Here is a 15,359-nt window from a genome sequence, read left to right as displayed (position 1 = left end):
CAATTCCGTTTTCGTGCTGTTGAAATGTTGTCAGTGTAAGTTTTCAGGACCGTGGCGAATCGGGGGGCGACGAGTCTGATTTTGAATCGCGCGCGGATCCGGTTTCGTTCGCCGGTGGTTTGATCTGGGGCGTTGTCTCCGCAGATGTGGTCCCGGAGGAAAGCTGGTCGAAGCTGACTTCCCCCTGGCTGGTTTTCAGTCGTTTCTCGCGAAACTCTTTATCCCGCTGATTATTTCGCCACATCGTAATCCCGACGCCTGCGATCAGCAGGATGAACGTCGTTCCCAGAATCACGACGAAGAGTTGCCCGCCCGTTTCATCGGTTTTGGGGGGCGTCCATTCGAGTCGTTGTGCCAGAATCAGCGGTGCGATGCGCGAGGTATCCTGGGCTGAGTAGAGGTACATTTTGAAAACATAACCGGTGACGGTGACATGATCGATCACATCGGTCCCTTCCGGAAGTCCGTTTTTCAGAGCCGGGGGGACTTCGGTGCAGATGACCACGACGGGATTCTGCTGCGAATCGTCGGTAAACATCCAGGCTTCGTAGAGTGTCTTAATGCCGAACTTGTTATCTTCAGAAGCTGGATAATGTACCAGCTTGCGGACACGACCTGTCAGTGTGACCAGCCGCCCTTTCCAGCGTTTCATATTTTTGAAGATATCGGGAAAGAGGGGGAGCTTGAGCTCGGGGTGCTCGCGGAACGTTTTCAGTTCTGAGCGGCGGTTCTGCAGATTGAATTCCGCGGCCTGCTTCTGATCCTGAAGACTGGTTTCCTGGAGGTGATTGAGGACGTAGTAGTAGAGTGTCTCCTCGTCATCCAGCACGCCGCCCAGGGCTTTGTCTTCGACTTCGTTGAACAGGGAAGGCTGCAATTGCTCCGGAAACGGTTTGAAGGGATCTTCGCCGTTTTTTTCATCCGCCAGGAGTGTCAGCGGGGCCAGTAGACTGACCAGTCCGACGAGCGTCCGGATTCGGCGAGAAGACAGCATATTTTGCTCCCAGGGTTTCACTTCAATAAGTTCTTTAATATAACAGTATTATGGCAATTGCCTGTGAGCCCTATTTTGTCGTCCCAGGGGCAATTTGTCGAGCTTAAATTATTTCACAGCCGAGTGGTAATGCGTGGCGTAATCCCTTATTTGATAAGAGTTTTTGGTCTTTTACGCCTCAGAGAGAGCATTGACACAAAACAGAGTATCTCTATAATTCCCTAGAATTTGACTGAGCGCAACCGGGGTTTTCTGCTGTGATTCTTGAGGATCAATCCGATCCTTGAGTGTACCAGTGATGTCATTGCAGGGTAAAGTCTTATCAGACCTGGAGTGACCTGAGATTGCCTGAAACCTTCCACTGGATTGTGGGAGTAACTCACCTGGCGTCGACCCCCTGTTAATTCAGGATCAAGGGACCTAAGGTCATACTGATATTATCTGCTTTTTTTAAAGTACCAACCGAATCCAAATAGTAACGGAGACAACCAGTAATGGCGGAAAACGTATTGGAATTTACTGATGCCAACTTCCAGTCTGAAGTGTTGGAAGCATCTGAACCTGTATTAGTCGACTTCTGGGCGCCCTGGTGTGGTCCCTGCAAAATGATGATGCCAACTATCGAAGAAATTGCCAGCGACTACTCAGGCCGTGTGCGAGTTGGAAAGCTGAATACCGATGAAAACCCCGGTATTGCTTCCGCAAGCAGCATCAGCGCCATCCCGACCGTAAAACTTTATAAAGGTGGTCAAGTGGTTGAAACGTTTGTGGGTGTGACTCCCAAAGAACGTTTCGCAGCATCACTGGACAGCCAGCTGTAACCACAGTGTGTTGAGTGGTTATTGAACTCATGTGGGCAGAGAGGAGGAGCTGATCCTCCCTTTCTGCCCTTTTTGTCGTTGAACCGACGAGCGTTCCCGGTCGAACTGAATGCATAGTGGAAAGGGATTTCACAGCATCAGTTTCACACGGGAGCAACAGTCAGACGCTTCTCAGGGAAAGGAATCCCGGTATGAGCGAAGAAACCAGCCCGGATCAGAAATCTCAGACTTCCCCGCCTTTTGCGGGTTTCAAGCCTCCTGCGCCGGAACCTGAAGAATCTCATCCCCTGCCCGGCCCTGACGGAATCCAGCGTCGCCTGGACGTTCCGCATCGCAATTCCGAACTCACCTCGGAAGCTGACTCCAGTTTCAGTGCAGAGAAACAGGCTGCGCTGGAAGCAAGCCTCTCCCATGCTGCGGGTGCGGGCGAGACACAGAGCCAGGGCGCCAGTGAATCGGGAACCTCACTGACCGGCGCAGAGCTGCTGACCCAGGCGGGTGAAATTGCAAACTACCTGAAAACCCAGTTCGCCGAAATCAGTCGACGAGAACAGACGCTCAACAGTCAGCTGGGTGAAATCGATAACGAACGTCGTAAGATTCGCATGTGGGTCTCGCAGATCGAAGAGCAATACGACGAGCGGGAAGCCAGTATTCGGGATAAAGAAACCGAGCTGATCCGCAAAGCAGTCGAGTGCGAGAAGCTGGCGAAAACGGTTCAGCACGAACAGGAAAAAGTCTTCGAAGCCCAGGATCGGATTGAACAGGAACGCAGCGAAATGCGTGACCTGATCCTGATGGAATTTGCAGAACAGCGGGAATCCCTGGAGCGCCAGCGTCTGGATCTGATCAACGAACGGAACCGGATTCGCGAGGAAGTCCTGGAAACCCTGACCGAACAAAGGCGCGAACTGGAACACGATCAGGACGAATGGCGGGGCGTGCGGCAGACCGAGTTGAATCATCTGAAGCGGGAACGCGAACTGCACGAAGAGACGATTCGCAAGGTCGAAGCGGAACTCGAATCCCGCCGGGAAAAATTCGAACTGGAACTGAAAACCCGCCAGGCGGACTGGGAATCGAAGCGTCACGCCGAGGAAGAGGCGCTGGCCACACGCGAACGGGACTTCGTCATCCGTTCGGAAGAGATCGAACACCAGCTGTCCATTCAGCGCGAGGACCTGGAGCGCGAGTACGGTTCCCGGGAGGATCAGTTTGACCAGAAACGGACGCTGATCGAGAACCGAATCAAGTTCCAGGAAAACCACCTGCTGCGACTGCGGACCCAGGTCGAAAAAGAACAGCATGAATTCCAGCGTCAGCAACAGATCCAGCAGCAGCAACACGAGCAGAATGAACGCATTCACCTGTTGCGGATGAAACAGCTGGACCGCTTCCGCGATTTACTGCAGCAGCGCGAGCAGTCGCTGAGTAAGGAACGGGCGCTGCATACCGAACTACGACGCTCCGTCGAACGGTATGAGACGAACCAGAAACAGCGGATGACCGACGAGTACGAAGCCTGGCACAAGGAACGCGAGTCGCAAAAGGCGGAACTTCGCCGTCAGCACGACATGCTGGCTCTGCATGCAGAGAACCTGGAACGTCGACGCGAGCGGCTGGACACCCTGCGGGCGGAAGTCGAAGAGACACATCGCGGTACGCTCGAAATGCGGTTGGCGCTCGAAGAGGGCTGGGCGCAGCTGACCCAGGCGGAAGGTGAGGAAGCGGCTCGCCTGCGACTGGAGAAGGCCCGTGATGCGCTGGCTTCACATTACCGGCAATTACGCGAATCACTGTCGGTGGAGCGGCAGGAACTGGATCATTCGCAGGAACTGTTTCATCGACACCGAGATGAATTCCGCCAGGAACGACAGGCCTTGTCCGAATGGATTGCCGAGCGGGATGAGCAGTTACGTCTGCGGAGTGAGCAGCTGCGGTTTGAAGCAGAGCAGCTGGCAACACGCGATGCGGCCTGGGGTCAGAAACGGGAACTGTGGTTGCAGGAGAAAGTTCAGGCGGAACAGATTATTCGTGACCTGCTGCAACAGTTGACCGACCTGACGGGTATCGAAGGCACGTTGAAGGCGACGGCTCTGCAGGCAGCGGCTGAGGAAGAAGCGACGCTCGAAGCAGATGAGGAAACGGAAGCATCTGCGGAAGAGTTTGATGCGGAGACGAAGCTGGATCTGCGCGACGAGGGTTAGCGGTCGTCGCTTGAGCACAGTTGGTGTGCTGGTTCTGGATCGAGCGATTGCTCTGGGACCTCTTGTTGCCTGCGGCAATCCCGGATTGCATCCGGGACCACCCGGTCCTATAGAAAACGTAATTTTGCGGGAGCGTTCGGAATCTTGCTCTGTCAGTTTCCTGCTCGTTTCGCTCGGCCCGAATTGCATTCGGGCTTACCCGTGATTCCTGGTTGGAAGTAGCATTGTGCGAGCACAGTTGGTCGAGCCAACTGTGGCAGCCGGTATCAGAAAATGACCGGGGATTAACGAAGGTCTTTCCAGGCATCCCAGCAGAGGAAGAGTACCAGGCCGGCGGAGACCAGGAACATGATGTCCATCATCATGCTGCCGCGAAAGGGGACGCCTATCGCGATATCAGCCAGTGCGAGGGCCGCCACGATTCCTGAAGCGGCCATCGAGCCCATGATCATTTTTTTGGGTGCATCTGACATTAAGATCCTCGTCTCTCTCTACCTCTGTCAAAGCTGTCTGCTTAATGGATGTCTTGTACTCGTCTGATTGAAATGAGCTTCGATGAGCACTCTCGTTCCAAGTATACCTTATCCTCTGGTGGAATTTCCAGTCGATTCTGAGAACTGATTCCTCGCGTCGTTGAACCCTGCCCCGCTGCGATCTGCGAGACCTGAAAAACCGTTATAACAGTGCCAGCCGACACCTGCCGAGGCTTCAGGATCCGAGCGAGCAGAGCTCAATAATGTGTCCGTCCGGATCGTTGACGAAGGTCTGAGTAGCTCCATCGGGCCTGGGTTTGGGAGGCGAAACAATGGGAATTCCCTGCTGGAGCGCCTGTGCGTAGGCCTGATTCGCATTCTGCACCTGAAAGGCGAAATGGTGTGTGCGGGTGTTCGGTTCGACATCGGCCTGGCCGGCTGCGCCAGACTGATCGTGTTCCAGGATGAGGTGAATCTGCTGTCCGCCGATCTGGTACCAGTGGCCTTCGAAGGAAAACGCGGGCCGGGGCACCTGGTCCATACCCAGGAAATCGACGTAAAACTTACGCGCGGCTTCCAGATCTTTGACCACAAGAGTGATGTGATCGAAGGCCTGAACCTGCACACATTCTGTGGGGTCAACATCGGACATGAATTCGCCTTTCTTGTTTCAGGTTGCTGATCAGGAAACGGAGGAGGCCAGAATCGGTTCCCCGATGCTCCAGGAAGCACCGTCGCGGACAATGTGCCGATACAGGGTATCGCGTTCGACGGGGATGCGGCCTGCTTCCTTGATCAGGCGATGCAGCATTTCGACGGTCAGCCCTTCCGGCGTTTTGGCTCCGGCATCGTGATAGATCAGTTCGTGAACCACGGTTCCGTCCAGGTCGTCGGCACCAAAGCTGAGGGCGGTCTGTGCGGTCTTTTCGCCGAGCATGATCCAGTAGGCTTTAATGTGATCGAAGTTATCGAGCATGATCCGCGAGAGTGCGATCATCTTGAGGTCGGTGAGTCCGGATGCTTTGGGAATTTCTGACATCCCGGTGTTTTCCGGATGGAAGGCCAGCGGGATAAACGTCTGGAATCCGCCGGTCTCATCCTGCAGTTCCCGCAGACGACAGAGATGGTCGACGCGGTGTTTGGCCTCTTCGTAGTGGCCGTAGAGAATGGTGGCGTTACTCCGCAGTCCGAGGTTGTGAGCTTCGCGGTGGATGTCGATCCAGCTCTGCGCGTCGGCTTTGTGTTCGCAGATTTTTTCGCGGACTTCGGGATGGAAGATTTCAGCACCACCGCCGGGCATGCTGCCCAGGCCGGCTTCCATCATCTGTTCGAGCACCCAGCGGGTCGGCTTTTTGGTCATGAAGCTGAACCAGTTGATTTCCACGGGCGTCCAGGCCTTGATGTGCAGCTCGGGATATTCGTCGTGAATGGTGCTGACGACGTCGAGGTACCAGTCGAATTTTTCTGGTGATGCAGCCCGCCGACGACGTGGATTTCCGTGGCGCCGCTGACGCGTGCTTCCTGAACACGTTCGCGAATCATGTCTTCGGTGAAGGTGTAGCCGCGTTCTGATTTGAGGTCGGCCCGGAAGGCGCAGAACTTACAGCGATAAACACAGACGTTCGTCGGGTTCAGGTGGATGTTCGTGTTGTAGAACGCGAAGTTCCCGTTCTTGCGTTCACGGACCTGATTGGCCAGGCCGCCTAGCGTCAGGATATCGACTTTCTCGTCCAGAAAAACACCTTCGTCGAAGGTGATCCGCTCGCCGGTTTCGACTTTGCGGGTGATGGTTGCGAGCTGTTCCTGTTCGTTTTGATTCAGATTCATCAGACTGTCTGTTGATTCGTTTCGCGTATCAGAATAATGGTGTTTAGACAGACCTGCCGACCGCGCAGCAGGACTTCTTCATTATGACGTTTCAGGCTGGCTTATGCGAGCCAGACATCGATCAATCCCACAAAGAACAAACCAATACTGATCACGGCGTTCACGTGGAAAAAGGCCAGATTCACGCGTCCCAGGTCATCCGGATTGACCAGCAGGTGTTCATAGATCAGCAGTCCCGCGACCGCGAGGACGGCGATCAGAAAGGGGATGCCCAACGCGGCGACATACCAGAGGCTGAACAGGCAGACGATGGTCATGAGGTGACTGAACATCGCGAAACGCAGGGCTTTTTTGATACCCCAGCGGGAGGGGATACTGGAAAGCCGCTTGTCCTGATCAAAATGGACATCCTGACACGCATAGATAATATCGAAACCGCCGACCCAGAAGAAGACGACCGCTCCGAGCAGAATGGGTTCCAGCGAGAGCGACCCGCGAATGGCGATCCAGGCGGCCAGGGGTGAGAGCATGAGGGCTGTCGAGAGCCAGTAATGGCACCAGATGGTGAAGCGTTTGGCGTAAGAATAGCCCAGCAGAAACAAGAGCACCGGCACCGAGAGGTAGAGGGGCCAGCGATTGGGTAAAAACAGGAGTGTCGAAGCGATAAAGGCCAGTGAAGTCAGCAGGGTGAAGATGGTTACCGCGCGGACACTGATGAGTCCTGCCGGGATGTGTCGCCCTGCGGTTCGCGGATTTTCCGCGTCGATATCGCGGTCGACCAGTCGATTGAAGGCCATGGCTGCCGATCGGGCAAACAGCATGCAGAGCAGAATCCCCACCAGTTCCTGCCAGCGAACGGTCTGACCGCGCCAGGCCAGTACTGCGGAGAGCAGTGCGAACGGGAGGGCAAAGATAGTATGGCTGAAGCGAATCAGTTCGAGTAACAGGCGCAGTCGGGCCAGCATTGAATTCATCTCATCAGAGGAGGGTTGAGCGGTCGGGGTTGATCACAGGATACGATCGCTGGCTTCATCTTAGCTGATGTGCTGCGGGCACCCAAGTCAGGGAGACGGGAAACTCAGGCGCAGAGGCAGGAATCGGAGGTTTCCGACCTTACCGGCTGGGAAAAGTGTTCAGCGAAGCGACATAATTCACGAAGCGATCTTCGACGCCGGGAATGTCGCGAGGCAGCCGGGCACTGAGGACCTCGGGAGATTCGTTGGTCTTCAGTTCCGAGAGATATGCGAGCAGTGCATCCCGGGCTTCGGGCGTGCTGTTCAGCATGAAATGCGTCCAGGCCCAGGCTTCCTGGTAATCGACGCGTTGCATCTGCGAGACCTTCTCGAGCTGTTCCAGGCGTTTCATATCGGGCTTCCAGCCGTTGTTGAGGGCGGCGGTGAGTCGGGACGCGTGATCGCGATTGATCTGTCCGGGGGTATTGCCGGCGACTTCGAAGTATTCCGCGAGACCTTCGTCGAGCCAGAGCGGAACGGTCTTCAGGCTGGCGTGCAGGAGTCCGTGTGTAAATTCGTGGCGGAGATCTTCCTGGATGCGGTCACCCCAGAAGGTGTAGACGGCGAGCTCTTTGGGAGTACCCACAAAGTAAGCGCGACGCGGAGGCAGCCCCGGGTAAGTCAGATCGAGATAGTTGCGATACTCTTCCTGATTGGAAAAGAGGTAGACGGTGACCTGCTCGCTGTTCAAGGGAATATTCAGGGTGGCGGCAACATCTTCCCGCAGCTGGATCAGATCCTGAAACAGAGGATGTTCCTGCCCCAGTTTGAAATCGCTGAGCACGATCAGCTGTTCGGCACTGACGCTGTGTCGTGCGGGCAGATGGACGGCCTGATTTTTCGCTGCGGTCCGGCAGCCCTGGGCTGAGAACAGACAAAGTGTCAGACAGACATTCAGAGCGAGGGCTTTGAATGCGGGCCATGACTTCCGGTGGGGAGTCTGATCCGGGCTGACGGGTAATTCGGTTTTCACGGTGAGCAGTCGGGTCTCAGTAAGCGGGGATAGTATCTGTCAGTAAGTCGCAGTTATAAACGTTTCTGGGAGGATTCCGGATTGGCGGCAGAGCGCTGCTTATCCGTACCGGGAAACAGACCGTCGAAGAATCCATTCGATGCGGACTGAATAATGAGGTTCCCTTTTCCATCATCAATCAGTGACTGGGCCAGCCGGGGATGGTCTTTCCAGGTGGTCGCCTGCCATTTTCTGATGTCAGCGTAAGTATCGTGGAGTCCGGCCTGTGACTTGGGGACCAGGTGCCAGCCTTCCTTTGACTGTACGATGTGATATTCAAATGCGGCATACATGCCACCCGCTCCGATCATCATGAAAATCAAAGCGGCTACGATTCGGCGCATCTCACTCACTTCCTTGTGTGTTAAATCCAGGTTCGCCTGCTGATCAGGGGCGGGATCATCTCAGAAACCGGCAAATGCGGCAAGAGTGAACCTGAGGATTCAGTCGCAATGACGATACATAAGACCACCCTAAGTGGCGGGAGTACCGAAAATGTCCCCCGGATGGATTTTCCGACCGCAGAGATATTCTTTAACCTGCATGGCCCGCTTACCTTGCGGCTGGATCTGGTTGAGCTGCAGCAGCCCCGATCCTGTACTGACGACAACTCGTTTGTTATCGGCGAAGACAACCGTTCCGGGAGCGGCCTGTTGGGGATCGACTTGCGGTTCGAGGGCTTCCAGATCTTCCGGAGTGAGCGGGTCGACGTCCAGAATCTGCAGACGCAGGGGATCCTGCCCCGGATGCTGAAGGAAGGAGAACGGGCTGGGCCAGGGTTGCATGGCCCGGACGTGCCAGGAAATCTGTTCGGCGGTCTGGTTCCAGTCAATCGCGCCGACCTGCTTGTCCAGCGTGGGGGCGAAGGTGGCTTCCTCGTGGTTTTGTGGCGTTTCGACGAGAGTGCCGGCTTCAATATCGGTAAGCAACTGCATGGCCAGCGGTGCGGCGAGGTCGGCGAGTCGATCCTGCAGCTGTCCCGTTGTTTCCTTGGGACCGATTTCGGTTTCGACCATGCCGGCGATCGGGCCGGAGTCGAGGGCGCGTTCAATTCGGAAGACCGAGACGCCGCTACGGGTCTCGCCGTTCTGGATCGCGTAGAGAATCGGGGCGGCGCCGCGATATTTTGGCAGCAGGGACGCGTGCAGATTAAAGGCACCACAGCGGGGCATATCGAGCAGTTTCTGGGAGAGGATCTGTCCGTACGCGGCGACGAGGTACACGTCCGCCTGTAACTGGTCGAGTTCTTCGAGCGCTTCCGCGGTATTGATTTTCGGCGGCTGGAAGACAGGGATCTCGTGTTCCAGGGCGAGCTCTTTCATCGGGTTTTTGTGGCGGTGATGTCCGCGACCGGTCCGATCGGGCTGTGTATACAGGGCCAGAACCTCATGCTCGGAATCAATGAGCGCCTGAAACGCGGGAATCGCGAAGGTGCCGGTCCCCATCATGACTACTTTTAAAGGCACGGGAAATCTCCTCCTGATGAGTCAGCCTCAGTCTGCACTCGCCATGCTGCGCCGACTGGCATCAAAGACAGGGAGCCGGGCGAAAACAGTATCTCGCTGCGGTTGAGGGGCTGTGTTAATCCAGTTCCAGTTCGAGCTGGGCCAGTTGTTTGCGAAGTTCTTCATCCGAAGCAATTTCGCCTCGATCCTGCTGATGACGGAACTGGGCTTCGAAGTCGGCGATCTGGGCTTCCAGTTCAGCCTTTTTGGCTTCAACCATGCGATCCGTAAACATGACGCCTTCGATGTGATCGTATTCATGCTGTACGGCGCGGGCTGCCAGATCGTCGAGCGTGATCTCAAACAGCTGTCCGTTGAGATCGTAAGCTTCCACGGTAATTTCTTCGGATCGTTTGACGTCGCCGTAAAGCTGGGGGAGACTCAGGCAGCCTTCTTCCCCTTCGGCCGTCCCTTTGCGTTTGGTAATTTCCGGGTTGATGAAGACAAACTCTTCCTCTTTTTCGCCGGGATCGGAAGTCAGGTTGATCACAAACAATCGATACGGAAGTGCAACCTGGTTGGCTGCCAGTCCGATGCCCCGTGCCTGATACATGAGCTCGAACATCGTTTTGACGATATCGCGCAGTTCAGGCGTGATGCTTTTAATGGGTTTGGATTTCCAGCGGAGGGCGGGATGGGGATAATTGACGATTTGCAACGCAGCCATAATTTGATGTACCCGGCGGGGTATGATACACAGTTCAGAAATCAGTCGATGACGGTGCTCCAGTCTCTGCGAAGAGCGCGCAGGGAGGGACGCCATATACATAACTAACTGTATAGCAAGGCCGAACGGGAGATACAATCCTTATCCCCGCGAACAATGGCATTGTTCGCGTTTTTTCCAGCGTCTGGTCAGCCGCGGCGCAGGCCACGAACGTGTTGTCGTGCCTGTCGACCCGTCTCAGGCCGAGACGACCAGACGCCACTGCACAGCCGCTATCACATGCATCTTAATACATGGGCAGCGGGTCAAGTGGAGCAGAAGCGGTAGCTGGTACTGATCCCTGGATGACAGGAGCAGCTGCTGTGGACTGATAAGTATCGTAGGTGTTGTAGGCTCCCTGAGGTGCGTAAGTCGGAGCACCGACACCACAGTTACCGGTTGAGCATCCACCGCCACCAAAGGGCATGACTGGTGCCATGGAAGGACCGTAGTTACAGCTGCCGCAGTTGCCGTAACGTCCACACTGGCATCCTGTTGTCAGAGCGATCAATGCGATACCCAGCATTGTAATTCCGAAACGTTTCATGAGTTCAATCCTTTTCTTCAACAATGGAGCGACTGAAAAATTCAATCGCTGATAATCATTCTTTGATGTGGAATAGTTCTTACGCTTAAGAGGCAGCCGATGCCGCCGATCGATTCCAGCCCAGAGGGAGTATGCTCGACTTTGAGCCGGCCCAATGCGCTGTAAAACCACCGGGATGACGTTCCTGATTCATCGCCAGTGCGAGTAGTTCGTCTCTGATTTCATTCACGCCCCGCGAAAGTGCCACGGTTGCGGAGTGGCGCCCTTTCCAGATCTGCAGACCGGGGTGAAAGCCTTCAAACTGACCTGAGATAATCGTTTCCCAGGAGGTGTTCCGGCGGTTGATACTCACGGAGAGTTCGCGACGCAGGTTCCACCAGCGGAAAAACGTGGTCAGTGAAGTCACCCAGACCAGCGGCATCTGTTTGCGGTCCAGATTGATGTTTTCAAATAATGTCTTGAGTTGATTCTGCGATTCGATTGAGGTCAGCGAGACCGGCAGTCCCTGACGGTAGCTGCTGACCAGTTCCACGCGAAGTTTGCGGGCCGATTCTTCGTTCGCCCGGTTCAACCAGCCTGCTTCTGCATTCAGATGCAGGTGATCGAGGGTCACCGGCAGGGGGCTCATCACATTTGTGTATTCAAGGAAGTCCCGTCCCAGATCGGATTCACCGTAGCAGATGACTCCCTGGAAGGGATATGGATAATCGCTGAGTCGGATCCAGACGCCGCCGGTCTGTTGTAACCGGTCTTTGAGTCGGATGACAAATGCAGCATTGAATTGTTCGATTCCGTGTGACGATTTCTGATGCATTTCGTCCCGGGTGCGTGCCTGCGCCTGTTTACTGGTGAATTCCGCGAGGTCAATCAACGGAATCCGACAGTGAGAGAGCAACTGTCGATCTCGGACGTTGAAAGCTTTTTGTGACCCCACCAGCAACAGATTCCAGCTGGATGACTGATAGCCTGAGAGTTGGGCCAGGTCATCATGCAGCTCTGTGACAGGCAGTCCCATTTCGCGCAAACCCTTCACGACAGGAGCAGCTACTCCTGACAGCAATATCGGGTAATCCGGTAGTTGACGCGAAACAGACATGATTAAACAGTCTTTATATGTAAGAACGAATATGGTGTCGCGCTGCGTTTCATTTTGAGAGTGAATGAAACACGACTTTGACAAAAACGAAGTGCAATCTGAAATCGATTGATGGGAATCAGTGTGGGAGGTGTGTGATCAACCTGTGAACCAGGCGCAGTGATCACGAATGTGAGGCGGGAAGATATTGCTTTTTGAAAATGAGGTCAATACGAAAGAAAGCGCTCAAACCAAAAACCTTTAATCTTTTTTCTGATTTCAGATCCTTTTTAAAAAAATATTTTCGTTTTCTCATATAAGACCCACTGAATTCAGGTCATTTCAGAGCGGGAACAGACGGCTCCTGATAAGGAAATGATTCAGCAATGATTGATGCAAGTCGCATTCTGCCCCGGGCTGATCAGGGGAGAATTCGGTCGCAAAAATTCTCTCTCAAATTGGGGTTGGTGAAAATCGGGAGTGCCCTCTATAATCCGCCTCTCGCGAGTCAAATGGATTGACGGGCGAGACGGACTTTTGAGTTTCACCATCATCTATATGATGGGTCCCTCTCAATGAGTTGAGAGAGATTTGAAATTGAAAAGCAGATATGATTTAGAGTTTACTGACAGAAATACAACAACGTCTAAGCATGGAGGCGCGGCGTGGAAACAGTTCTGGTTATTGGACTTGATACGGTTGCCGGAGCAAATATAGCAACCTGCTTATCCAGTCGATATCGGGTTGTCGGATTAACTTCAGCTACACCAGTTTCCCTGCAGGGATGCGAAACACACACTTACCAGGAAGATGATGTCGAAACGACACAGCACTGGATGTCCGTGGTTCGTCCCGACTGGGTTGTCTATTGTGGAGTCGCAGCGAATTCTTCCTGGTCGGTTGACCCTGCGAAGTTTTCCACCAAAGACCCCGTGCTGGCAGCACGTAACTGGGTCAGTGCCGCGGAACTGCACTCCGCCCGATTCACACATATCTCGTCAGACGCCGTCTTCACCGGCCCCTGGATGTTCCACGAAGAGGACTGCCAGGGCATGTGCGAAAGCCCCGAAGCCGAACTGGTACGGGCCATCGAACGTGAAGTCAGTCTCTGCAACAATACATTGATTATCCGCACAAACGTATTCGGCTGGACTCCCGCCGCCTACGGTACAGGACAGGTTGAGCAGCTGGTACAGTCTCTGCAGGACGGAAGTTATTCCGACCTCGACTGCTATCGGCACGGCACTCCTCTGCTGGCCACCGACCTGGCCGCGATTATCGAACACGCTTACCAGGAACGTCTGACAGGTACATTCCATGTGGCTGGTGGCGAACGCATCAGTCCGCTGGAATTCGTCCAGCGTCTGGCCAAGCAATTCGAACTGACTGTTCCCCTGCTGCCCCGGGCTACCGTGATGAATGAACGGGCTACCGGTTTTGCCAACGGAGAAACTTCTCTGCACACCCGCAAAATCCGTCGGGCTCTGAGCATCTCGATGCCGATGCTGGATGACGGCTTGCAGCGTCTGTTCGACCAGCAGACCAACGGCTACCTGAATCGTCTGAACAACGAGCCGATGCGTTATTACGAGCAGGAAATTGCCGCGTAACGCGAAGCAGTTTAAAACCAAAGACAAAACCCCTGGTGGATCGACACCAGGGGTTTGTTTTTTTTTGATACTGCTACAAACTGTTAAGCCAGGATTTTTGTCACGAGCTTCGCGGGGTTCACGCCGATCAGTTTCTGATCGAGTCCCTGGAAACGGAAGGATAGCTGATGCGGATCCAGGCCCAGCAGATGCAGGATCGTGGCGTGCAGATCGTAAACGGGAACTTCATCTTCGATCACATTGAAGCCGAAATCATCTGAACGACCGATGGTCGTCCCCCCTTTAATTCCGCCGCCGGCGAGCCACATGGTAAAGGCGTTGGGATGATGATCGCGACCATCATTGCCCCCCTGCACCATCGGCGTCCGTCCGAATTCGCCGCCCCAGACAACGAGGGTGTCTTCGAGCAATCCCCGCTGTTTGAGGTCTTTGATGAGTGCTGCGGATGCCTGATCGGTGGCGGCACAGTTACTCTTGAGTCCGCCTACCAGGCCGCCATGCTGATCCCATGATTCATGGAAGAGCTGCACGCAGCGAACACCCCGTTCCACCAGTCGACGGGCCAGCAGACAGTTATTGGCGAACGAGGTCTGCCCCGGTTCTGCACCATACAATTCCAGCGTTGATTTGGTTTCCTGCGAAAGATCCATCACATCCGGTGCGCTGGCCTGCATACGGTACGCCATTTCAAAGGAATTGATGCGGGTGGCAATCTCGGGATCACCCACCTGCTCCAGATGACGCTGATTCAAGGCTTTGAGTGTATCGAGCGAATCGCGCTGGAGTTCACTGGAAACCCCGGGAGGATTTTTCAGGTAGAGCACCGGTTCCTGTCCGCCACGGAACATGACTCCCTGATGCGTTGTGGGCAGGAATCCGCTGCCCCAGCAGGAACTCCCCCCACTGGGGCCTTTATTGCCGGAACTGAAGACCACGAAGCCAGGCAGATTTTTTGACTCGCTGCCCAGCCCGTAGAGCGTCCAGGCGCCGAGGCTTGGCTTACCAAAGAGCTGAGAACCGGTTAGTGCCTGAATCTGCGCGGGGGCGTGATTGAAAGCATCGGTCTTCATACTTTTCACGATGGCGATGTCATCGACGACATCCGCCAGATGGGGCAGGATCTCGGAGAGTTCCGCACCGCATTCTCCATGCTTTTTGAATTTGAACTTCGGCCCCAGGAACTTCGAGTTTGGATTGATAAACGCGGCCCGATAACCTTTGAGCAGTTCTTCAGGCGGCAGTTTGCCATCGAATTTACTCAGCACCGGTTTATCGTCGAAGAGTTCCAGATGACTGGGTCCGCCTCCCATGAACAGAAAGATGATGTTCTTCGCTTTGGGCGAATGGTGGGGCTCACGAGGTGCCAGCGGGTCCTGCGGTGCAGACGTGGAATTCGCCAGCAGGTCACCAGATTCCTGGAGCAGTTGTGCGGTAGCGATCGCTCCAACGCCGACGCCGCATTGCTGTAGAAACCAGCGTCTGGCGATCGGATGTGCGTGATGTTGTATTTGATTCATGATGATAACCTGTTGAGGTCAGGAAGAGACGGAAACACCGGTCACTTCCCTC

At 54.7% G+C, this 15,359-nt stretch carries 14 protein-coding genes and 1 pseudogene; 3 read left to right on the top strand and 12 right to left on the bottom strand.

Features of this window, described 5'->3' with window-relative positions; all coding sequences use genetic code 11:
- Window positions 1-43 precede the first annotated feature (43 nt).
- Window positions 44-994 carry a hypothetical protein gene (locus tag F1728_RS18250; protein WP_155365295.1) on the bottom strand — a complete coding sequence of 317 codons (951 nt, stop codon included), beginning with the start codon at window positions 992-994 and terminating at the stop codon, window positions 44-46.
- 494 nt (window positions 995-1,488) lie between these two features.
- Between F1728_RS18250 and trxA the strand changes: the two genes are divergently transcribed.
- Window positions 1,489-1,815, top strand: a complete 327-nt coding sequence (trxA, locus tag F1728_RS18245; RefSeq protein ID WP_145044304.1) for a thioredoxin — start codon at window positions 1,489-1,491, stop codon at window positions 1,813-1,815.
- 191 nt (window positions 1,816-2,006) lie between these two features.
- Window positions 2,007-4,022: a coiled-coil domain-containing protein gene (locus tag F1728_RS18240; protein ID WP_155365294.1), complete on the top strand. Its 2,016-nt coding sequence runs from the start codon at window positions 2,007-2,009 to the stop codon at window positions 4,020-4,022.
- A 284-nt stretch (window positions 4,023-4,306) separates the two neighbouring features.
- On the opposite strand, the gene F1728_RS18235 is transcribed toward F1728_RS18240, so the two are convergent.
- The 10 genes and pseudogenes from F1728_RS18235 to F1728_RS18190 all read right to left on the bottom strand — a co-directional run bounded on the left by F1728_RS18235 (window position 4,307) and on the right by F1728_RS18190 (window position 12,201).
- Window positions 4,307-4,495, bottom strand: coding sequence for a hypothetical protein (locus F1728_RS18235; protein WP_145044306.1), 189 nt, complete (start codon window positions 4,493-4,495; stop codon window positions 4,307-4,309).
- 235 nt (window positions 4,496-4,730) lie between these two features.
- Window positions 4,731-5,147, bottom strand: coding sequence for a VOC family protein (locus F1728_RS18230; RefSeq protein WP_155365293.1), 417 nt, complete (start codon window positions 5,145-5,147; stop codon window positions 4,731-4,733).
- Between the two features lie 30 nt (window positions 5,148-5,177).
- A pseudogene (gene mqnE, locus F1728_RS32605) lies at window positions 5,178-6,322 on the bottom strand (aminofutalosine synthase MqnE).
- Window positions 6,323-6,423: 101 nt separating this feature from the next.
- Complete coding sequence (locus tag F1728_RS18220; RefSeq protein WP_155365292.1) at window positions 6,424-7,287, bottom strand: UbiA-like polyprenyltransferase; 864 nt, start codon at window positions 7,285-7,287, stop codon at window positions 6,424-6,426.
- 148 nt (window positions 7,288-7,435) lie between these two features.
- Window positions 7,436-8,308, bottom strand: coding sequence for a DUF1570 domain-containing protein (locus F1728_RS18215; RefSeq protein WP_145044310.1), 873 nt, complete (start codon window positions 8,306-8,308; stop codon window positions 7,436-7,438).
- Between the two features lie 53 nt (window positions 8,309-8,361).
- Window positions 8,362-8,691: a hypothetical protein gene (locus F1728_RS18210; protein WP_155365291.1), complete on the bottom strand. Its 330-nt coding sequence runs from the start codon at window positions 8,689-8,691 to the stop codon at window positions 8,362-8,364.
- 129 nt (window positions 8,692-8,820) lie between these two features.
- Window positions 8,821-9,813, bottom strand: a complete 993-nt coding sequence (gene fmt, locus F1728_RS18205) for a methionyl-tRNA formyltransferase (protein ID WP_155365290.1) — start codon at window positions 9,811-9,813, stop codon at window positions 8,821-8,823.
- Between the two features lie 115 nt (window positions 9,814-9,928).
- Window positions 9,929-10,519 carry a peptide deformylase gene (gene def / locus F1728_RS18200; RefSeq protein ID WP_145044313.1) on the bottom strand — a complete coding sequence of 197 codons (591 nt, stop codon included), beginning with the start codon at window positions 10,517-10,519 and terminating at the stop codon, window positions 9,929-9,931.
- A gap of 286 nt (window positions 10,520-10,805) precedes the next feature.
- A complete protein-coding gene (locus tag F1728_RS18195) occupies window positions 10,806-11,105 on the bottom strand; it encodes a hypothetical protein (protein WP_155365289.1) in 300 nt (99 codons plus the stop codon).
- 85 nt (window positions 11,106-11,190) lie between these two features.
- Entirely contained in the window at window positions 11,191-12,201 is a 1,011-nt protein-coding gene (locus F1728_RS18190) for a hypothetical protein (RefSeq protein WP_155365288.1), read from the bottom strand.
- A 644-nt stretch (window positions 12,202-12,845) separates the two neighbouring features.
- Between F1728_RS18190 and F1728_RS18185 the strand changes: the two genes are divergently transcribed.
- Entirely contained in the window at window positions 12,846-13,790 is a 945-nt protein-coding gene (locus tag F1728_RS18185) for a sugar nucleotide-binding protein (protein ID WP_155365287.1), read from the top strand.
- Between the two features lie 83 nt (window positions 13,791-13,873).
- On the opposite strand, the gene F1728_RS18180 is transcribed toward F1728_RS18185, so the two are convergent.
- Window positions 13,874-15,307, bottom strand: coding sequence for a DUF1501 domain-containing protein (locus tag F1728_RS18180; protein WP_155365286.1), 1,434 nt, complete (start codon window positions 15,305-15,307; stop codon window positions 13,874-13,876).
- Between the last annotated feature and the right edge of the window lie 52 nt (window positions 15,308-15,359).

The sequence above is a fragment of the Gimesia benthica genome (genome assembly GCF_009720525.1).
GTDB lineage: Bacteria > Planctomycetota > Planctomycetia > Planctomycetales > Planctomycetaceae > Gimesia > Gimesia benthica.
This window is presented reverse-complemented; position numbering and strand designations above follow the sequence as displayed.